Origin of the sequence: Halodesulfovibrio sp., from assembly GCF_015482765.1 — a bacterium.
Lineage (GTDB): Bacteria > Desulfobacterota > Desulfovibrionia > Desulfovibrionales > Desulfovibrionaceae > Halodesulfovibrio.
Map to the genome: position 1 here is coordinate 1 of NZ_JADMLB010000026.1, position 21271 is coordinate 21271.

Genomic DNA, 21271 nt, shown 5'->3' on the forward strand with positions numbered 1-21271 from the left:
CGGTAGAATGCTCATCAGCAAAACGAGGCTAAGATCGGTACGAAAAACTATGCCGTGAACCCTCTCGAAGACATAATCCAAGGCCTGCTGGGATTGTGGGAGAGAATGAGGTGTTGGCTAAAAAGGGAGTGTTAATTACGAGCAGGAGGTTGGGGTGAAGCTGGCTATTCATGTTTGGATGTATGAGTGTGAAATACAAGCCATGGATTACTGAGCGCAATGATGTGGAATAAGTTTTTTGTTGTGAATAAGAGTGGGATGTTTTTGTGGGATATGCAGATTGTCACTCGTAAGAGATTGGTGGTTTGGTAGCTAATTAATAAAGAAAGCCAGCTGTAGTCAGCTGGCTTTCTTTGGATCATTTGTGGACTACTAGCCGCATTTTGTGAAGCCACAGCTGTAGCATTTGTTGCAACCTTCTTCGAATACCAGTTCATCTCCGCATTCAGGACAAAGTTGTTTTGTCAGGCCGTTTGAAGAGTGAACCGAAACAGATGATTTTAGATATCTGTTTTCAAGAATCCATGCGATTGCATCTGGGATGGAGAGTAGCAATCCTTTTTTCTGGAAAACAGGGTGTTCACCACCGATTCCCTTAAGTTGGCGCACGATGTCTATTGGTTCAATTCCTGCCCGCAGGGCGAGAGATACAAGGCGGCCAATAGCTTCGGCTTTGGCTGTGATAGAGCGTCCCGATTTACCGATGGTTGTAAACAGCTCAAAAGGTTTGCCGTCAATTTCATTGATAGTGACGTAGAGAACTCCTAAGCCTGTCTCTACTTTTTGAGTAAATCCATACACAATTTCCGGCCGATCAACTTTGAGTCGGGTATTAGCAGAGCTTTCTTCAGGTTTGGAGCCTTCTGTACACAAGACCTGAGATTGAAGGCTGCCGTCGCGGTATACCGTCACACCCTTACATCCTTGTTCATATGCCATCCAGTAAATGGAGCGGATATCATCTACAGTTGCTTCTTTGGGAACGTTAACTGTTTTTGACACGGCGTTATCTGTGTACTTCTGGAATGCTGCCTGCATTTTCAGATGGTACTCTGCTTCAATATCCATAGCAGTGACGTATACCTTTCTCAGTTCCTCAGGAAGGTAATCAATATCTGCGATGGTTCCTTTTTCGGTGATGACATCCATAAGCTTTTCAGAGTAGCAGCCTCGATCTTCAAGAGCAGCCTTAAAGAACGGGTTGGTTTCAACAAGTTTGTCTCCATCCATAACATGACGGGCAAAGGATAATGCAAACAGTGGTTCAATGCCGGAAGAGCAGCCGGCAAGAATTGAAAGAGTTCCTGTTGGCGCAATTGTGGTAACTGTTGCGTTACGGTATGGGCCAAGATCCCGTTCACCGAAGATGGATTTTTCGTACGCAGGGAATGGGCCGCGTTCTTTTGCCAGTTGTTTTGAAGCAGCCCTGCCTTCTGCCTGAATAAATTCCATGACTTTTTCGGCCAAGTTGAGAGCTTCTTGGCTGTTGTATGGAATGTTCAGTTGGAAGAGCATATCTGCCCAGCCCATAATTCCTAGACCAATTTTACGGTTTGTTCTTACCATTTCTGTGATGCGATCAAGTGGATATCGTGAGGCATCAATGACGTTATCAAGGAAGCGAACGGACAGATGAACAACGCGACGCAGTTTATCCCAGTCAACCGTAATGATGCCTTCATCATCAGTATGAACCATGACATTAAGGTTAATTGAACCCAGGTTGCATGCTTCGTATGGAAGTAGTGGCTGTTCTCCGCAAGGGTTTGTGGACTCAATTTCACCTAAATCCGGCGTCGGGTTATCACGGTTAATACGGTCAAGGAAAACAATTCCCGGATCGCCTTTTTCCCATGCCTTCTGCACGAGTATTTCAAAAACTTCACGAGCATTTAATGTGCTGATTACGTGCTGATTGTGCGGATCGATAAGATCATAGTCGTCGCCAGCTTCAACTGCTTTCATGAAATCTTCGGTAAGCGCTACTGAGAAGTTGAAGTTATTAAATTCACCCTCACGTTCTTTTGCCCGAATGAATTCCATGACATCAGGATGATCGATACGAAGGATGCCCATATTGGCTCCTCTACGCGTTCCACCCTGCTTTATTTGTTCTGTGGCTGTATTGAATATTCTGAGAAATGAAACTGGACCTGAAGCAACACCGCCTGTTGATCCAACACGGGAGTCTTTTGGACGGAGACGGGAGAAAGAGAATCCAGTTCCCCCACCGGATTTATGGATCATGGCTGCGTGCTTAACGGCATCGAAGATTTCTTCAATGGAATCACCAACCGGCAGAACAAAGCAGGCTGCAAGCTGCCCGAGAGGCGTTCCTGCGTTCATAAGGGTAGGTGAGTTCGGCAGAAATTCCATGTTTGCCATCATGGTATAAAAGTCTTTTGCAAGCGTGTCTGGAGAAACCGTTGTGTTTTCGTATTTGCTTTCTTCTGCTGCGATGGCAAAGGCAACTCGCCAGAACAGCTTTGTAGCATCTTCAGTAGGGTTTCCTTCAAGGTCTTTGCGGTAATAACGTCTTGCTAAAACAATTTCGGCGTTGTCGTTCATTTCCAGAGCGGTAATATCGGTTGGGATTTGTTGTTCGACCATTGTTGCTTGCACCTTATTCTGTATTATACGGTTATTTCAGCCAGTTTTTAATTAATAATAGTTACTATAATAAATAGCGTAAAGTTACCATATAAAAATGATAATTTACGAACAGTACCTTTTTTCACAAAAAAAAACCTTAAAATAAAATTGTTTGAGCTTTCAGTATAAAGCGTTGCAAAAGTTTTGTCCTACGATGATTTTATGATCACGCTATTTTTTCTGGGAATTTGACTGAAAGTCTATGACCGCATAGGGTTAAAGTTGGTTGGAAAACCAAACTCAGCTTATGGAAGGTAAGAATGGTTAAACAAATCTTGATAGGTGTGTTCTGCGCGGTAATTTTCTCTGTAGCATTGGCTGTCACTGGTCTTTTTAATGTACATATTATTGCGTACGCCTTGGCAGGCTGGACAGTACTCTGCCTATTTTTAAAGAGAAATCATGCCCTGTACATAACAGGATCTGTTGCAGTGATAATGTGCCTTGCATGGGTAGGTGTTACTGCAAGTGGGGTTGCTGAAGAAAACGCGACAACTCCGGAAGAGTATCTTACGGAATATAATCCAAAACTAGCTTTTTATACCTTTACACCCAATCGACAAGTCGAAATGGAGCAGCAGGGGGGAGTTCTTTCCAGAATAGATACAAGCGTTGAACCTGTTGCACGGGAAATCGTATTTTCAACAGATAAAAACGGGTTGAGAAATACAGATGACGTGGACAGCCCTGAGGTACTGTTAATAGGCGGGGCATTTATTGCTGGTTCTGGAAACACACAGTCTGCCTTGATAAGTGAACAACTTAAGACGAAATATAATATTGCTGCGTATAATGTTGCAACGTGTGGGTCATTGGATGAGCAGGCGTTGTTAGCATTGACGCTTGTTCAGGAACAACCTTTGGTGAAAAAAGGAATCCTCTTTGTATTTGAAGGAGATGATTTTGATCCGTTTACGACCGAAGTTCATTATCCTTTCAAGCGTGCTGTTAACTTTTTAGGAAATAACGAGCTTGCTCGCTTCCTTCGCGAATACAGCAATCGTTTTGCTCCTACCAAAGTTGAGCAGGCCAGAGTGACAAGGTTTGCCCTTGGTTCAAAAGATTTGGCTTTTTCCGAAGCATATGTAGAAGAGGCTACTGCCGTTGAATATGCAGTTGATCCAAAATTTGAAGAACTGCTGGCGTCTTTGAGTGACAGTGCAAAGCTTGTGCAGGCAGTTGTTTTTATCCCTACAAAGTACAGAGTGTACGCTCCATTACTCGGCGACAACGCTCCAGCTTTACCGGAATCTCCAAAGCTGGATGCATTACGCACGATTGCTGCCAATCACAGCTTTGCGGTGTACGATTTAACTCCTCACCTTCAGGCAAAAGCCATAACCCAGTGGGGCGAGAAGAAAGAGCTGTTATGGTGGTCGGATGATGTGTACTGGAATGCGTCCGGTTCTGAGGTTGCTGCAGAGCTTGTGAAAGAAATTGTTCGAGGAAACCTCTAGCGGTCTATTTTGTTATTTGGCCAATTTTTAGTTGGTGTTGTTGTAAAAAATGAAGAAGTTATAAATAAAGAAAACCGCTTTAATTTCCTGCAAAACAGGAACTAAAGCGGTTTTTTTGATAAATATAATGAAAAATCTCGATTTTAGCGCAATTCTATCTCAGAAACGATTGACATAAACGCCTAATATCTGCATAGAATCAAAGCTATACATTACAAAGGCTTGTCTAGGGGGAGAACCATTTCGCAAGGAGGAAACTCTCATGCTAACGAAAGCTGAGTTTGTTGTAGCTCTTAAAGACACCCTGCCGGAAGTTTTTGAAACCAAAGTTAGTGCAGAAAAAGCATATGATGCATTCTGCAAAGTACTGACTAAAGGTGTAGTAAGTGAACAGGGTGTCCGCCTTCCAAATGTTGGTGCATTTTCTGTTTACGATCGTGCTGAACGCACAGGACGCAATCCACAGACTGGTCAGCCTATGACCATTCCAGCTCGCAAAGTAGTGAAATTTTCACCAGCTAAAGCACTGATGGAAAGCGTAAACAAGTAGTTGTAACCCAAAAGGTCGCCGTAAACGGCGACCTTTTGACTTTCTTCCTCAAGACCTTTCTATTTATCTTCCGTTTCAGGAAATCTATGCAAAATCATGAGTTGTAGGGCTGCTGCTTAGTTTGTTTACTTATAAAAAACAGCAGAGGCTGTCATAAATAATCCTTTTACAATACGGTGTATTGTAGATTAATCATGATTTGCAGCATAGAACTGCGAAAGCATCATGGCTCCGGCCTGAGCAACATTAAGGGAATCAAACCCGTGTGCCATAGGGATAAAGAGCGAAACGTCGAGTCGTTTTGCAACGTTAGGGCGAATACCTTTTTCTTCATTACCTAAGACTAAAACAGCAGGCGTGTGTAACTTGGCTTTGAACAAGTTTTCAGCGCCCTCTTTGTATTCAGCCCCGTAAACAAAGTATCCCATTTCCTTGGCGCGTTCTAATGTGCGGGAAATATTAGTAGCCTTTGCTACTGAAAGTTTTCCGAGTGCTCCGGCAGACGCTTTAGCAGCAGCTGCTCCAAGAAAAGAAGCATTATGTTTTGGAATGATCATGCCGCCGGCACCGATACCGTAGATTGTTCGGGCGAGTGTTCCGGCATTGCCCGGATCCTGTACTTGATCAAGAACAACAACCAGCGGCAGCTCGGCTTCCAATGCTTCAGAAAGAACTTCGTCTTCAGATTTGAAACCGGCTTTAAAGATTTTTGCGATAACACCCTGATGGTTACCTTCGAACAGTTTGCTTAAAGACTGCTCCTGTACAAAGGTGAAACGAATTTTGTTCTTCTTGCACAGGTCGGTAATTTTGGAAATTTCGGCACCGCGCTTGTCTTTGCGGATAAGCACGGAGTCAACTTGCTCCGGTGATGATGCAAGTCGTTCGGCGACGGGTTTTACTCCAGGAAGGATGCCGTCAGTATTTTCATTGTAATTGTCGCTCATAATTATATATCCTGAAAAAATCGATAAATAGATGTAAGATTCTTTGTAACAGATGATTGCCTTGTACTCTCGTATAGGGTAGGTGGCATATCATTATAAGGGTGAACTACCTGTCTAAAACCAGTCTTGCAATAGCTACACCCCCGCAAAATGGAAAATAGATGCAGAAAAACTCTGATACTCACAAAATGACTTTCCGGAAGATTCTTCTTTTATGCCTGTTGTGCATGCTGCTTGCTGCGTGTGCCTCAAAATCGAACAAAAGAGCAGCGGCTCCAGCGCCGTCTCCTGTTCTGGCTGAGGCAGAATTACTATCTGAACTTGTTGAACTTGAAGTAAGCGGCGAACCGGCAGATGAAGTAGTGGATGTGCAGGTACCGCCTGCCGACGACGCAGAGCCATTATCCAGTGAAGAGATTGAAGCGCTTGAAACTCGCCTTAACATCGATATTGAGATGGATGAGAGTGATCGTAAGGTTGTTGAGCAATATTTCAAGTATTTCACTCACAGAGGACGTAAAACTTTTCAGCGTTACTTAACACGCTGCAGTGCTCTGCTTCCACATGCTACAGAAATCTTTAAGGAAAAAGGCCTGCCAGAGGAAATAGTATATCTGGCATTTGTTGAGAGTGGCTTTAATGCTAAAGCTTACTCCCGTGCAGGCGCCGCTGGTGTATGGCAGTTTATGCCGTATACCGGGCGAAAATACGGTTTGAAACAGGATTGGTGGATTGATGAACGAAGAGATCCATATAAATCTGCTGAAGCCGCTGCAACATACCTTTCAAAGCTCTATGATGATTTTGGCGATTGGTACCTTGCCATTGCTGCATATAATGCAGGTGAGGGAAAGATTGGCCGTGCTATGAAGAAAACCGGCGCGGAAAGTTTTTTTGAGCTGACACAAAAGAATCATAAATTGAGCAGACGCGCACGACTTCGCAAAGAAACAAAACATTATGTTCCTAAGTTTCTCGCTGTCGTGAAAATTATGCGAAACCTTGAAAAACTTGGTTTCGAGCCTATCGATACTACGTCATGCGAGCCTGTGAAGGCGATTAAAGTCAAAGGTGGAACAGACCTTTTGGCATTATCAAATGACTTGAATCTTAAATGGCAGTCTTTCTATGAAATGAATACTGCATTCCGCCGTCAGGTGAGTCCTCCTGACTATGAGAGTACTGTATATGTACCACAGTCCAAGGCTCCAAAGGCTGTTGCTTTCTTAGAGAGTGACAAGTCCCGACCATATGCTGGTTGGATTGCGTATAAGGTTCGTAGAGGTGATTCATGGTACCGGATTGGTCGTAAGCACGGCGTACCTATCGCTGTTCTTAAAAAGATCAACAACCGTCGAAGCAACCTTTTGAAACCGGGACAGCGTCTTATGATTCCCGGCAGCAACTCAACTCAGGTTGCATGGCGCAGTCCTCGTGCAAAAACTCGAGCCATTGCCCAAAAGCGCGGCAATTACATCGTTCAGAGAGGGGATACATTGTATGATATCTCCCGTTCTACCGGTGTAAGTGTAAAAACATTATTGTCTGCAAACGGATTGCGATCAGCAAAGCAACTTCGTGCCGGCAGCAAATTGTACATTCCGAACCAGTCCAAACGCACTGTAGCGCAAAAGTCTTCCCGAAAGAAAGGCACTAAAACTGTAGCGTATCAGGTTCGCAGAGGTGAATCTGTCTGGACAATCGCGAAAAAGTTCGGCGTATCGTATAAAGATGTTCTTCGTTGGAACCAGCTGAGCAAACGTTCAGTCTTGCGTCCCGGTGATAACCTTACAATTTACGCGAACTAATATTACTATTCTGACTTATAAAAGCCCCCGTGTTTACGGGGGCTTTTTTTATGTCAGCTGGTTGAGACCTAGTTTTATCGGAATGTACTGGTACTGGCCGTTGAGCATTTTTAGAAAGAGTTATCGAGAAAAGTATAAATTTAAGTGTGTTGTACAGTGTGTTTGTATATGTGCTGTAATGTTGTGTGCTTGCTCTTAGGCAATATCAGTAAGTGCTATACGTCTGATGATAGTAAAAGTTTTCATTTCTAGTGTGATAAAGTATGATAGGCTTACACTACTATAAAAAATGAAAGCAGGAGCATCGCCATGCACGTGACACCACATACGGCTTTTTATAATGATCTTGTTTCTATTATTCCCAAAAAACGTATTTATAAGGATCCGTTACAAGTTTTGGCGTATGGAACAGACGCCAGCTTTTACCGCTTGATTCCTAAAATGGTAGTTGATGCAGAAACTGAAGAAGAAGTTCTGCATATTCTGAGACTTGCAGATGTTCATAGAGTTGCGGTTACGTTTCGTGCTGCCGGAACCAGTCTTTCGGGGCAGGGGATTTCTGATTCTGTACTTGTTCGGATTGGCGATTCATGGCGGGATTATCGTATTACAGAAAATGCAACTCGTTTTGTTGTGCAGCCCGGATTGATCGGAAGTCATGCAAACAGAGCATTGTTGCCTTTCGGACGAAAAATAGGCCCTGATCCTGCATCAATTGATAGTGCAAAAATAGGTGGCATTGTCGCGAACAATGCATCCGGTATGTGTTGCGGGGTAGCTGAGAATAGCTACAAGACCCTGCATAGTATGCGACTTGCTCTGTATGATGGAACATTGCTGGATACAGCTTGTGAAGATAGCAAGAGAGCTTTTGAAGAGAAGCATCCTGAGATTGTTCAGGGGCTGAGAGAGTTGCGTTCCAATGTTATGGCAGACAAAGAGCTTTCCGGTCTTATCAGTAAGAAGTTTAAAATCAAGAACACTACTGGTTACAGCCTGAACGCAATTGTGGACTTTGAAGATCCATATGAAATTTTACAGCATTTGATGGTTGGTTCTGAGGGAACGCTCGGATTTATTTCGGAAGTAACGTACCGAACCGTTATTGAACCTAAATACAAAGCAACGACGCTGGCAATGTTCCCGACCCTTCAGGATGCTTGTCTTGCAACAATGGAACTGAAAAAGCAGCCTGTGTCTGCCGTAGAGCTTATGGATGAACGTTCGTTACGTTCTGTAAGTGATAAGCCTGGCATGCCTGATTCAATTAAAGAAATTGCACCGGGAACAACATCATTGCTGATTGAAACAGCATCAAACGATGCATTTGAGATTGAAGAAAAAGTACAGGCAATTGTTGCTTCTATTGATCATATCAACAAGTTGGAGCCTGTTGAGTTTTGCCATGACCCAATTCAGTGTGCAAAATTCTGGGCTGTCCGTAAGGGATTGTTCCCTGCTGTGGGTGCTGTTCGTGAGACAGGGACTACTGTTATTATTGAAGACGTGGCTTTTCCACCGGAAAGCTTTGCCGATGGTGTGGCGCGGTTGGATGAACTGCTTAAGAAGTACAAGTATGATCTTGCAATTATGTTCGGTCACGCCCTTGAAGGGAACTTGCACTTTGTGTTTACACAGGATTTCGGCATTGCATCGGAAATTGATCGCTATCAGGGCTTTATGGATGAAGTCTGTTCCATGGTTGCGACAGAGTACAAAGGATCTCTCAAGGCAGAGCATGGTACCGGCCGCAATATGGCTCCGTTTGTAGAGTTGGAATGGGGTAAGAAAGCGCATGATTTGATGCGGGAAATTAAGATGTTGCTTGATCCGCATAATTTGTTGAACCCCGGAGTAATCATTAATGATGATCCTCGGGCACATCTTACAGCGCTTAAACCGCTTCCGGCTGCCCATGACATTGTGGATAAATGTATTGAGTGTGGATTCTGTGAACCAATTTGTCCGTCAGCGAATGCTACGTTTACTCCTCGTCAGCGAATTACAAGTTTAAGAGAATTATACAGGCTGAAGGATTCACCGTCAGAACAGCAGAAATTGAAAAAAATGTGGGCAGAGTACAACTACCTTGCCATAGAAACCTGCGCTACGGATGGATTGTGCCACACCCGTTGTCCTGTTGATATCAATACAGGCACGATGATTAAAGACTTGCGCGCTCAGAATGCTTCTTCCTTTGCAAACTCAACAGCGGATTGGGTTGGGCGTAACTTCAGCACGGTTGCAAAAGGGGTTCAGACCGCTCTTAAAGGCGCAAACCTTGCGCATAGATTGTTTGGTACCAAAGTTATGGATTCCGGTGCGCATGCACTGCGTGTTGTTTCTCTGAAAAAGATTCCATTATGGAATAAAGAGATGCCGACCAGTGCGAGCCCTATTAAGCCGGTTCCTGTTAATGAAGGAAATCCGGACAAGGTTGTGTACTTCCCGAGCTGTATAAGCAGAACAATGGGGCCGTCCAAAGGTGATCCGGAAGCAACAGACATTCCGCAAAAGACAATCCAGCTTCTTTTAAAAGCAGGATATGAGGTTTTATTCCCGTCCAATATGCAGAACTTGTGTTGCGGGCAGGCATTTGCCTCCAAGGGCTACACTGCGCAGGGAGAGACAAAATCTAAAGAGCTTTCTGATGCGTTGTTAGCAATCTCAGAGAACGGAAAGTATCCGGTATTGTGTGATACGAGTCCTTGTCTGCACCGTATGCTGGACTACATGGATAAAAGACTCACGTTATATGATCCGATCCGCTTCTGCCTTGAGTGTTTGCCGGAGAGATTGGATTTCGTGAAATTGCCGCGCAAGGTTGCTATACATCCAACGTGTACAGTGCGTGAGATGAACCTTGTGGAACCGCTTGTTGAGCTTGCAAATATGTGTGCTGAAAAAGTAGTTCTTCCGCAGGATGTTTTCTGCTGCGGCTTTGCCGGTGACAGAGGCTTCTCGTTCCCGGAACTGAACAAGGCAGCATTGGCAGACTTGCCAAAACAGGTTCAGGATTGTGATGAGGCATATTCTACAAGCCGGACATGTGAAGTCGGGTTGAGTTTGCATTCTGGCCTTAAATACAGAAACATTATGTATCTGGTGGATGACGCTACCGAGGTGAAGAAAGGGTAACTATCTGCCGGAATAGCACATTCGAACGATTAGAGACGAAAGAAGGGCTGGTACCGATGGTGCCAGCCCTTTGTTTGTACGTTATACTGTGTGTTCAGTATAGTTTGAGAATACTAAATCCAGTCGTCATCTTCTTCAATCGGTGCGAAGCCACGGCGCATGGTGTTTTCTGTTACTACGCGTGGATCAAGGAATTGAATAAGGTAGTCTGGACCGCCTGTTTTGGAACCGACACCGGACATTTTGAAGCCGCCGAATGGCTGACGTTCAACAAGAGCGCCGGTGTTGTTTCTGTTCAGGTAGAGGTTACCGACACGGAATTCTCTTCGAGCCTGCTCAAGGTGCTCAGGAGAACGTGAGAAGACACCGCCGGTAAGGGCGAAGCGTGTTCCGTTGGCAATTTCAAGCGCTTCATCAAAGGTAGAGGCTCGCATTACAGCAAGTACAGGTCCGAAGATTTCTTCCTGAGCAATGCGGTGTTCCGGCTTGATGTCACCGACAATTGTGAGCGGTACATATGCGCCTTCTTCCGGATGATCATCGCGTTTGAGAAGGATTGTGCCTTCTTCTTCAGCAATTTTTATGTAATCCATCACAGTTTTCTGGCAGGAAGCATCTGCAAGTGGTCCCATGTAGTTTTCCGGATCTTCTGCACGACCTATTTTGATATCCTGAGAAGCTTTTACGAGGCGTTCGATGAAGCGGTCGTAAATAGGATCAAGGACAATAACGCGGGAACATGCGGAACACTTCTGGCCTTGGAAGGCAAATGCGGAGTAGACAACATGAAGCACTGCTTCATCAAGATCAGCATCGTCATCGATGATGATGGCGTTTTTACCACCCATTTCTGCGATAACGCGTTTGCACTGCATCTGGTTCGGCTGAACAACAGATGCTTTGTTTTGAATGCGTAATCCGACTTCCATAGAACCTGTAAAGCAGATCATTGAAACTTTCGGATGCTCAATAAGGTAATCACCCATAACGGAGCTTCGACCCGGACAATAGTTGAATACACCGTCAGGAAGGCCGGCTTCGCGGAAGATTTCGACAAGGTTGTATCCGACGCGTGAAGAAATTGAGGCCGGTTTGTATACAACAGGGTTACCGGTAACTATGGCTGCGGAACACATGCCGATGGCGATAGCAAACGGGAAGTTCCATGGAGAGATAACAGCTGCAACACCTTTAGGCTGGTAGAAGAGCTGGTTGTGCTCACCTGGGGCTCGTCCCATTCTGCGCGGTTTATCAAGGCGCAGCATTTCGCGGGCGTAGTATTCGAGGAAATCGATACCTTCACCTACGTCATGGAATGCCTGATCCCACTGTTTACCAATTTCAAGCACCTGCCATGCAGACAGTTCATATTGACGCTCACGTGCCAGCTCTGCAGCTTTAAGCAAACATTCTGCGCGTTCACGTGCCGGAGTGTCCCGCCATGTGAGGAATGCATCACTTGCCGCTTCGAGTGCTGCATCAATCTCTTCAGTTCCTGCCTGACATACATCAGCTATTTTTTCGGTATAGTCGGCAGGGTTTGTTGTCGGAATGACATCATCCGTCTGCACTTCTTTGCCGTTGATGTAGAGCGGGATGATTCCTCCGGCTGTTTCACGTACTTTTGCTATGGCATTAGGGAATGCAGCACGACAGCGGGGAATGGTAAAATCGATCATTGCATCATTTTTAAAGAGAGGAAGTCCGTCGACCAGTTCTTCCGGTTTCGGTTCCGGACGGGCATCCAGCTCTCTTTGCAATGTTATTTCCGGATTTTCGAGCAGGCGGGCTATTTCAGCACCATCTGCAAAGGATTGACGCAGGAAGGATTCGTTTGCGGTGTTTTCCAGCAGACGACGAACAAGGTACGCCATACCCGGAATGATATCACCGTACGGGCAGTAGAGGCGGACTCGACCGGCGACCTTCAGAAGCCCTTTGCGGACAGGTTCTGCCATGCCGTAGAGCACCTGAAACTCGTAGCGTTCTTCAGGAACATCCATTGCCTTGGCCATTTCCATTGTTGCAGAAATGGAGCGGATGTTATGTGAGCCACAGGCAAAGTAGACTATGTCATGGTTTTGGAGTAGGATTTTAGCAACACGTTCAAAAGCGATATCTGATTCCGGCTTATACATCCAAACCGGAAAATCCCAATTGTTTTGTTTTGCCAGAACGGATTCCATATCCCAGTAAGCGCCTTTTACCAGACGTACAGCAATCGGAAGCTGTTCGGTCCGCGCCCATTGGATAAGTTGTTCAGCATCCTGTTCTGTGCTGCGTAAGTAAGCTTGTAATACGATAGAAAGATGAGGGTAATGGCGGAATTCCTGAGCGCTGCGTAATCGACGATAGAGCTCCAGTGTAATTTCGCGGTACTTGAGCGATTCCATATCAATACACAGGAATGCACCCATTTCGATAACTTTACGGTAAACCGGCTCAAGGCGTTTATAAATGCCCTGTACTGAGCCTTCAATATCAACAGGTTTTGCTTGAGAGTATAATGCAGAAGGTTTGATTGATACGTTGACTTTCGGGGTGTATCCCCAGTCCATATCCGGATTGCCGCCTTTACCTGCATGTGCTTTCCATTTGGCTTGTTCTTCAGCAATAGCATCCAGAACTTCAAGGTAACCGTCACGGTATGCGTCAGCTTCTTCTTCACTTACGGTTGCTTCACCCAGTAAATCTACTGTGAAGGTAAAGCCTTCCTTGCGCAGCTTTGCAAGTCCCTTAACAGCTTCTTTTGTGTTTTGACCGACAATGAATTGTCGTCCCATGTTCTCAATGTTGGAGCGAATGGTTTTTTCCATAAGTTTGGCAGTAAATTTACCGCCAAGGCTGGCTTTGCCGGCACCCCATTTAAGTACGGATGGAACTTCGTGGTCGTCACCTGAGAAGTATTCACGAATATGACGGGACAAGGACTCCGAAGTGTTCAGATAAGGAAATACGTCTACAAAACGGAAAAGCTGAACTTTGAAGTCTTCGTTCTTCATAGCCCAGTCCATGACTTTGCCTGTCCACCAACCTTTATTGAAAATTGATGGAGCTTCGCCACTGATACTGGTGAAAAACTCTTTACCGCGGTCAACTATCTTCGCCTCTAGCTGTGTATCCATTCAGGCCTCCTGAAGTGTACAAGTTGTCAATCGAAAGATCTTTACTCTGTATTGGTCAAAATTAAGAACCTACCGCCTTTATTTTATGTATAGTTATGAGAAATGTTGTACAGCCTAAGCAAAGTAGTGGCAAGCATCTGTGCGAATTTACAATATAATTCGATGAAATAATGCATGAGTGAGGATTGTGGCTGTTGTTTGTTTAGTCAACTGCATAGGGTGGTGGCATTATTTTCACGGGTAATGCTACAGTTTGAGGGCGTAAAAAAAGCGGTGTGCAAAAGCACACCGCTTAAGAATACAACTCTACATTGTGAGTAATACAATACGTGATACGTATTGTATCCAGTTACAACGCGTAGAAACAATTCATGACATGAGAAGTGGCAAGAATATTATTTATTGCGGTAAACAATCCGCCCCCTGGTAAGATCGTATGGAGAAAGCTCCACTTTAACCGTATCTCCAGGCAGAATGCGAATGTAGAACTTACGCATTTTACCAGAAATATGAGCAAGAACTACGTGGCCGTTGCTCAACTCTACTTTAAACATTGCATTGGGCAATGCTTCCTGCACTACGCCATCAACTTCAATGGCTTCTTCCTTAGCCATGATTCCTCCATATAAAACAGTTGGTAATATGAATTTTCACAGTAAAAATTCTCTTTATTGTTACTATGCGTGGATAGCGACAAATATACCCTGCTGTCAATGGGGAGAACGGGTTTAACGCTTTTGTAACGTTATTATTTTGCGTTAGCGGGAAAATCGTTTCGTTTGTATGCAATAAATATCAGATACAAACCGAACAATACCATAGGTACGCAAAGCAACATTCCCATGGTCAACCAATTGAATGCAATGAAGCCGAGTTGCGGGTCTGGTTCACGGAAAAATTCGATGATGAATCGAAAGATTCCATAAAAAATTAAAAAGAGTCCGGAAACAGCACGTGTAGGGCGTGGTTTTGCAGAAAAACCCCATAAAATGAGGAAAAGCGCCAAGCCTTCAAGTCCTGCTTCGTAAAGTTGAGATGGATGCCTTGGAAGCGGCCCTGCACCGGGAAAAATCATTCCTGTCGGTGCAGATGTTGTTCTGCCCCAAAGCTCTGCGTTGATGAAATTTCCCATTCGGCCGAAGAACAGCCCCGGAGGAACCATAGGTGCAAAGAAGTCGCCTACTTCGAAGAGAGTCATCTTGTGCTTTCGGGCAAAGAGTCCGAAACAGATGATAACGCCGAGCAGACCACCGTGAAACGACATACCGCCGTTCCAGATTGCAAATATTTGTCCCGGGTTGGAAAGGTAAAAAGACAGGTCGTAGAAAAGGACATAGCCTATCCTGCCGCCGAGTACGACGCCGAGGACACAAAATGTGACCAGATCGTCGACCATTTCAGTATTCCAGCGGTTCGTTGGCTTGGATGCGCGGTACCTGCCGAGCAGCCATGCGGAAAGGAATCCAAAAAGGTACATAAGCCCGTACCAGTGTACACTGAGCGGGCCGATAGAAAAGACCGTAGGGTCTATTGTAGGGTATGTAAGCATAGTTATCTCCGTAACAGCATAAAGCTCTACTGGTCGAGATTTATTGCGTCAATCATTGTTGAAAAAATTGTGATGCCTTTTTTCGCTGTCGGATATTTGCAGATATCATATGTCCCATTATTACTGAATGTTGCTTTTTAAAAAGGAAAAGAAAAAGGAAAAGAAAAAGGGAAAGTCACGTTGTGCTTTCCCTTCATATTTTTGTTTGATCGAGATGGGCGGTTAGTCCGGAGTGCCGCCTTCTCCCGGATAAATGACACTGGCAGAGCGTTTCAAGTCATATCCGCCCAGCTTTTCGGCATGGGCAATTATTCTCGGGTCGCGCAGTAAGCTGATGAAGGCTTGGATATTTTTGTCGAAGTAGCGGGATTTAGGAATAATCAAATCATACCGTTCCCATTGAATCGGAATGAAATCCAGATGCAGTGCCTTTGCAACGGCTTTGATTCCGAGTCCGGCGTCTGCATTGCCGTTAAGGATTTCAAAGCCGACATCAATGTGGCGTGCTACGCAGTTGTCGTAACCGGGAATGGTTTTTCCTTCCGCATTGTGTGCAGCAAGTTCTGCATCAAACAGTAAGCGTGTGCCGGTTCCTGCTGTCCGGTTCACTACGGTGAATTTGCCTGATGCGATATCCTTTGTCCCTTTTATTTTCTTAGGGTTGCCTTTAGAGATGATGTAGCCCTGTTCACGGAAAGAAAAGTTGACCACTGCTGGTGGTTCTTGCATTTCATTTTCTGTGAAAGAGAAGTTGTAGTCACTTTCATCTCTGTCCATCAGGTGACTTGTTGCTATATGAGCAGCACCGTTGTGGACTGCGCGGATACCGCCGAGACTGCCGAGATTGCAGAAGGCGGCATAAGCGCCCTCATTTTCCTGCATGTACAGCTTCATGGCAAAGTCTATGAGCATATCATTACTGCCGGCAATGATGAGCGTTTTTTCCATAGTAGAGTGGTGCTGCACGGTTTCCGGAAAATTCATAGTACGGCTTTCTACCCACTGCTCTATTAAATGAGCAGGAAACAGCCATTTTCCGGTTGCTTTTGTAGCGGGTAAGTTTTTTTCTGAGATGAGTGTGTAGACCATCTTTTCGTTAACACCGAGATACTGTGCAACTTCTTTTGTGGATAAGAGCTTCTTCATGTGGCATCCTCCGCAGTTATTATTAGAGGACTGTAGTTGATGTTTCGGTAGAAAATCAACCCAACAGCAGTTTTTCTCCGTATGATGTTTTATCTTGCGAGTAAGTTTGCTATCAGCTTACTTGCATACTACAAACTATTAAGGTATTGCCTCTTGCCTTCTTGTGTATTCTATAGATGGAAGGCAATACCTTCCGCAGACCTCTGTCATTGTCTGCCAATTTTTGAATACCAAGTATCAAGCGGCGTTACGTCGCTATCCTATATTTTTTCGGAAACAATCATGACTTCTAAAATCGCACTTATCGGACGCCCGAATGTGGGTAAGTCCACCCTGTTTAACAGACTCATACGCAGTAACCGTGCAATCACACATGACCGTCCGGGCGTTACCCGTGACCGTATGGAAGGCTTTGTACGTCGTGACGGCGAAGAATGGACAATCATTGATACCGGTGGTGTTACTCTGGATGAAAACCAGATTACCGCTGCTCAGGGTCCAAATGAACTTCGTGGCTTTGAAGATGAAATTCTTCGCGGTGTAACCGAAGCTATTGAAGAATGTGCAGCGCTTTGTCTTGTTGTAGATGGACGTGATGGTCTGTTGCCTTTTGACAGACGTCTTGCAACGTATGCACGTAAAACAGGTCTGCCTGTTCTGTTAGCTGTAAACAAGGTAGATGGCGGCGAATTGGAAGAAGAGTACACCGCAGAGTTCCATGAACTCGGTTTCCCGATGGTCGCTATTTCCGGCGAACACGGTTTCCAGATGCGTACTTTTGAAATGATGCTTCGCGATATGCTTCCTGAAGAGGATGATGAAGAGTTTGCAGCGCCTGAAGAGTACAAGCAGCTTGGTCTTAAGATCGCAATGCTCGGTCGTCCGAATGCGGGTAAATCTTCGCTGATTAATGCTCTTACTCAATCTGAGCGAATGATTGTTTCTGACGTTGCGGGTACAACCCGTGACTCCGTTGACGTTACCTATGAAATTGATGACAAGCGGTACACGTTTGTTGACACTGCAGGTATCCGTCGACGTACCAAAATTACTGACACTGTAGAACGTTACTCTGTGAACTCATCTATTAAGTCCAGTACTAAAGCAAACGTTACGTTGCTGGTTCTTGATGGAGAGGAAGGTGTGACGTCTCAGGATAAGCGTCTGATGAAGTTGCTTGATGAGCGCAAAACGCCGTTTATGGTGCTTATCAACAAAACAGACCTTGTTGCCCCTAAGCAGATGCAGGAAGTTCGTAAGATTTACCAGCATGAGTTGGCGTACTGTGGGCATGTTCCAGTGCTGCATGTTTCTGCTCATACCCGTATGGGACTGAAGAAAATTTTACCGCTCGCTGAACAGATCTGGAAAGAATGTTCAGTGCGTATTCCGACCAGCATGCTTAACAGAACACTGGAAGAGGTGGTAACCAAGCACCAGCCGCCAGTTGTGAAGCGTGTTCGTCCTAAGTTCTTCTTTATGACACAGGCAGAAACATTGCCTCCGACTTTCGTCTTTTTCTGTAACGACCATGAACGTTTGAAAGAGCATTATATTCGGTACTTGGAAAAAGCGGTTCGTAAATCGTTTAAAATTGAACATGCGCCGATCAGGCTCAAATTCCGTTCAAGCCATACAAAACGAACCTTTGCGAAAAAGAAAAAGAAAAAAAGATAACAATGAAAGCCCGCACACTGTGCGGGCTTTTTTTATGCAACATGGCTGTCAGCTTTTATCCTTAGCCTTTCAGTAAGGTGAATCAGTTTTTCCATTGTGATGTTTGCTTTAACCGTGAGAGTGAATGGATCAAGAAACTCAGGGTCGCTCGCGTGTTCCTGACTTATCAGAAGAACAATTCGACTTGGTTCCAATTTTTCTCTTTTTTCCATTTCTCTGATTTTTTGCACGATCCAGAAGCTGTCCAGAGTGATATATCCGGTATCAAGGAAGATAAGCTCGGGTTCATAAAGCTGTCTGGCATCCAGACCTTTCGCAACATCTTCTACTTGCACCACGCTGAAGCCGTTTGTTTCCAGCTGCTCCATAATGTCTTCTGTTCTGATATTTTTTTTCGCAAGAACAAGAGCAAGGTTGGGATTAAGTGAGTTGCCGGATGCCACGTAGTTTTGAACAGTCGGAAGGAGTTTGTTGCTCAGTTTGGCAAGGAGTTCGTTAACCATGACAGGTTTACGGAATGATTCCACCATAGGGTGCGTGTAGGTAGGTTCCCAGTAGGAATGGGTGACAGTATAGAGTGTTGTTGTCAGCAGTTTACAGTACCTGTTTAATTCATTTTTAGTAAGGCGCTCGAATGCACATCCACAGCTGATGATAGCATCATAGTTGTGTTGATTTTCGATAAGTTTTTTACAGTATCCCACCTCGATAGGAGTAAAAATACAGGTTGCTCCAAGTCTGCTTAATGTTTTTCCGATGAAGTTTATGGTGTTATGCCGGCAGTAGGTGAGCAGAATCGTTTTTCCTTTCAATATGGAATGTAAATTGTCGCGTAAGGGGTGTCGCGTAGTCAGGCTGACCTCAAGTGTGAATACATGAACGTCAGCAGCAGTTTTGTGTTGTGAGAGTTCGATTGAGAACATTTTAATCATGCGCTCTACAATGGCTAAACTGAGTTGCTGTCCACGTTCTCCGTAATATTCCGGTTGCGGGAGTGTTCCTGTTTCTTCAGAAGGGGATGTGCCGGGGTATTGTTTTTGACCACAGACCTCAAAAAGTATCTGCATGTGATTATTATGAATTTCACCAGCGGTTACCGTTAACGTTACTATTCCGCCATGTACTCTTTTGGCAGCAATGTTGATTAAGTTGCTGAGGACTTGAAGTGATTTTGAAAAGTCGAACCAAATTTCTTGTGGTACGGCGGGGTCCAAGTAGATACAGATGTCTGATTGAAGTTGCATGGCGCGGGAATAGGTAGAAGCGTGAACCTGACGCAATAGTGTTTCAAGTTCAAAGGTGTCCCGTTCAAAGTAAATACTGCCAGTTTCGAGCAAGGCAAAATCACGAATGTTGCAAATAAGCTCAGACAGCAGCTCATTATGGAATTGAAGTTGTTCCATATGGCGTTTTTGTGCTTCTGAAGGTTGGGTTTCACTGAGTTGAATAAGAGATTGGTTCAGCGCCTCTGCAAGAGGTTCGATTTCTTGAGTCAGTCCCATATAAAAATGGTGACGGTCTTTTGTCACTGTTTCCGCAGAATTCTTTGCTCGTTGGAGTCCCTGTTCGGCAAGAACATGTTTTGTAACATTATATAGCATAAAGACTAGTGATGATCTGTTTGCGTACCGTATATGCTTGATGACGGTTTCTACATGCTGAGATTTTTTATGAATAGAATTCAGTCTTAGTCGTGCTTTAAAAATATTATTAGTGTCCACAGAGGTTGAAAGAGACTGGCGGACATGCGCCATGCCTGTAACCACCCGCAGCTGATCCATGCTTGTAAATATCTCTTTTACTGGTTGCCCGAATAAGTTCTTCTTATTTCCGCCGAGTAGTATATCCAGTTCATTATTCCATTCAAGAATCCTTCCATCAAGATCACACACAACAAGTGCGGTTGTGCATGCTTCAAAAAGCGCAGTGTGTCTTTTTAGCTCTTCGTTGCGAATGGAGTCATCAAAGTAGGTAACAAGCGCAGCAGCGCCATTGCTTACTTCGGTTATGTGTGATTGCTGCGCTAGCAACAGCATGGATTCTCGATCTTTTTTTTTGTCACCGGAAAAAGTCGTGAGTCTATTCAAAGAGTTTAGAGTTCGCTTTGAGAGTTTTGCTGCTATGAAGTAGGCAAGAATGCAGCTTGGAAGGCAAAGGAGAAACCATGTAATAAGTGTGGATGTAAGGTTAGGAGCAAGGTTTTGTGTTTGCGCATAAAGGTAGAGCTGTTTCATTCCTATGGGAATTGCCAAGTGTTCGTGATTGAATAGTGCAGAAAAAGAAAGACCATGCACAGCATTTTGGAGGAGGGTAATAGGAGAGGTGACAGTTTTTCCTGTTAAAATATCTGTGAATTTAGAATCTTCGAGAATTAAGATACTGTATGAATCTCGTTTTAATTCAATCGACTCAGTAAACGAGGTAAAGGAAAAGATGCTGCCAAGAACTCCGACGATTGTTCCTTCAATGCGCAATGCCTGTGTCAGGCAGAGAAGGTATTGACCAGAAGAGCTTTTATATATGGAAAACGTATTGAAGGATGAGGAGGTTCGCAAAACGTCTCTGACATCAGTGCTGGTTTGACCAAACGAGAAAATCTTATTGGTTTTTAGCGATTGAATAAAATAGATTTGATCATGATCAAAATTATGTACCGCGCTGATCCATTTAAGAATTGCCTGATCGTCATTCATTCCTACAGCATTTAACAGCTCGTTATCTTGTGCAAGATAACGGATGACTGCCTGTTGTTCCTCTATTTCATTATTTAGATGGAGGCTGACGAGTTTTGAAGTGTCTACGCCTTTGTTGATAAAATCTTGATGGTAATGGGAGGCTTGAAGGTAGTAGCTTGCAAATATGAACGTGCAGGAGAAGATTCCCAGAAAGAAAAGAAGAAGAGTCCCCCACCAAAAGCGTAGGGAATGCTTTTGGACTGGAATTTCGGTCGTTGGTTGTGAGATTGGATATTGCATTACGTGTAAACCCCTTACCAATCAGATAATATACCCGATGAGTAGTACACTTTTTATTTTTACGGTATTAGAGATGAGCCATGCGGGCTTTTGGGAGCTATCAAGTGGAGAGTAATAGTGACACCCTCTGTGTTCCTGTAATGCCTTCAGCGCCAATGGCTAGCGTCGTTTTCAGAATCGGTTTGGAAAAATAAAAGCGAAAAATATAAAAAACTTGTTGACGGTGAGAGGCAAAAGCCATAGAACC

General features: G+C 44.4%; 12 protein-coding genes. 5 read left to right on the forward strand and 7 right to left on the reverse strand.

Translation table 11 applies throughout. The features are described from left to right. Positions 1-372: 372 nt before the first annotated feature. The gene (locus QZY95_RS04550) at positions 373-2610 is read right to left on the reverse strand and encodes a vitamin B12-dependent ribonucleotide reductase (RefSeq protein WP_290919818.1); all 2238 of its coding nucleotides are present in this window, start codon (positions 2608-2610) and stop codon (positions 373-375) included. Positions 2611-2912: 302 nt separating this feature from the next. Here QZY95_RS04550 and QZY95_RS04555 point away from each other — a divergent pair, with 302 nt between their 5' ends. After that, positions 2913-4109 carry a hypothetical protein gene (locus QZY95_RS04555; protein WP_290919819.1) on the forward strand — a complete coding sequence of 399 codons (1197 nt, stop codon included), beginning with the start codon at positions 2913-2915 and terminating at the stop codon, positions 4107-4109. A gap of 262 nt (positions 4110-4371) precedes the next feature. After that, on the forward strand, positions 4372-4659 hold the full coding sequence (locus QZY95_RS04560) for an HU family DNA-binding protein (RefSeq protein WP_074218024.1): 288 nt from the start codon (positions 4372-4374) through the stop codon (positions 4657-4659). A gap of 188 nt (positions 4660-4847) precedes the next feature. On the opposite strand, the gene rlmB is transcribed toward QZY95_RS04560, so the two are convergent. Continuing rightward, positions 4848-5606 (reverse strand): 23S rRNA (guanosine(2251)-2'-O)-methyltransferase RlmB, encoded by a 759-nt coding sequence (gene rlmB / locus QZY95_RS04565; protein WP_290919823.1) that lies wholly within the window; start codon positions 5604-5606, stop codon positions 4848-4850. Between the two features lie 161 nt (positions 5607-5767). Here rlmB and QZY95_RS04570 point away from each other — a divergent pair, with 161 nt between their 5' ends. Both QZY95_RS04570 and QZY95_RS04575 read left to right on the forward strand, forming a co-directional pair. Next, positions 5768-7414 carry a LysM peptidoglycan-binding domain-containing protein gene (locus tag QZY95_RS04570; RefSeq protein ID WP_290919826.1) on the forward strand — a complete coding sequence of 549 codons (1647 nt, stop codon included), beginning with the start codon at positions 5768-5770 and terminating at the stop codon, positions 7412-7414. A gap of 309 nt (positions 7415-7723) precedes the next feature. Further along, positions 7724-10552 carry an FAD-binding and (Fe-S)-binding domain-containing protein gene (locus tag QZY95_RS04575; RefSeq protein WP_290919828.1) on the forward strand — a complete coding sequence of 943 codons (2829 nt, stop codon included), beginning with the start codon at positions 7724-7726 and terminating at the stop codon, positions 10550-10552. A 113-nt stretch (positions 10553-10665) separates the two neighbouring features. Here QZY95_RS04575 and pruA read toward each other — a convergent pair whose 3' ends face one another. The 4 genes from pruA to QZY95_RS04595 form a co-directional block, all read right to left on the reverse strand. Next, entirely contained in the window at positions 10666-13677 is a 3012-nt protein-coding gene (gene pruA / locus QZY95_RS04580) for an L-glutamate gamma-semialdehyde dehydrogenase (protein WP_290919830.1), read from the reverse strand. A gap of 395 nt (positions 13678-14072) precedes the next feature. Further along, positions 14073-14291, reverse strand: a complete 219-nt coding sequence (gene infA / locus QZY95_RS04585; protein ID WP_066858657.1) for a translation initiation factor IF-1 — start codon at positions 14289-14291, stop codon at positions 14073-14075. Between the two features lie 134 nt (positions 14292-14425). Further along, the gene (gene lgt, locus QZY95_RS04590; RefSeq protein WP_290919836.1) at positions 14426-15226 is read right to left on the reverse strand and encodes a prolipoprotein diacylglyceryl transferase; all 801 of its coding nucleotides are present in this window, start codon (positions 15224-15226) and stop codon (positions 14426-14428) included. A gap of 222 nt (positions 15227-15448) precedes the next feature. Further along, positions 15449-16372, reverse strand: a complete 924-nt coding sequence (locus tag QZY95_RS04595) for a helix-turn-helix transcriptional regulator (RefSeq protein ID WP_290919839.1) — start codon at positions 16370-16372, stop codon at positions 15449-15451. A 282-nt stretch (positions 16373-16654) separates the two neighbouring features. Here QZY95_RS04595 and der point away from each other — a divergent pair, with 282 nt between their 5' ends. After that, positions 16655-18049 (forward strand): ribosome biogenesis GTPase Der, encoded by a 1395-nt coding sequence (der, locus tag QZY95_RS04600; protein WP_290919842.1) that lies wholly within the window; start codon positions 16655-16657, stop codon positions 18047-18049. Between the two features lie 32 nt (positions 18050-18081). Here der and QZY95_RS04605 read toward each other — a convergent pair whose 3' ends face one another. Next, entirely contained in the window at positions 18082-21024 is a 2943-nt protein-coding gene (locus tag QZY95_RS04605) for a PAS domain S-box protein (RefSeq protein ID WP_290919844.1), read from the reverse strand. Positions 21025-21271: the final 247 nt, after the last annotated feature.

Coding starts and splice junctions, on each gene's coding strand:
- QZY95_RS04550 (WP_290919818.1), bottom strand. CDS start 2,610: ATGGTCGAACAACAAATCCCAACCGATATTACCGCTCTGGAAATGAAC.
- QZY95_RS04595 (WP_290919839.1), bottom strand. CDS start 16,372: ATGAAGAAGCTCTTATCCACAAAAGAAGTTGCACAGTATCTCGGTGTT.
- QZY95_RS04575 (WP_290919828.1), top strand. CDS start 7,724: ATGCACGTGACACCACATACGGCTTTTTATAATGATCTTGTTTCTATT.
- QZY95_RS04555 (WP_290919819.1), top strand. CDS start 2,913: ATGGTTAAACAAATCTTGATAGGTGTGTTCTGCGCGGTAATTTTCTCT.
- pruA (WP_290919830.1), bottom strand. CDS start 13,677: ATGGATACACAGCTAGAGGCGAAGATAGTTGACCGCGGTAAAGAGTTT.
- QZY95_RS04605 (WP_290919844.1), bottom strand. CDS start 21,024: ATGCAATATCCAATCTCACAACCAACGACCGAAATTCCAGTCCAAAAG.
- infA (WP_066858657.1), bottom strand. CDS start 14,291: ATGGCTAAGGAAGAAGCCATTGAAGTTGATGGCGTAGTGCAGGAAGCA.
- rlmB (WP_290919823.1), bottom strand. CDS start 5,606: ATGAGCGACAATTACAATGAAAATACTGACGGCATCCTTCCTGGAGTA.
- lgt (WP_290919836.1), bottom strand. CDS start 15,226: ATGCTTACATACCCTACAATAGACCCTACGGTCTTTTCTATCGGCCCG.
- QZY95_RS04570 (WP_290919826.1), top strand. CDS start 5,768: ATGCAGAAAAACTCTGATACTCACAAAATGACTTTCCGGAAGATTCTT.
- QZY95_RS04560 (WP_074218024.1), top strand. CDS start 4,372: ATGCTAACGAAAGCTGAGTTTGTTGTAGCTCTTAAAGACACCCTGCCG.
- der (WP_290919842.1), top strand. CDS start 16,655: ATGACTTCTAAAATCGCACTTATCGGACGCCCGAATGTGGGTAAGTCC.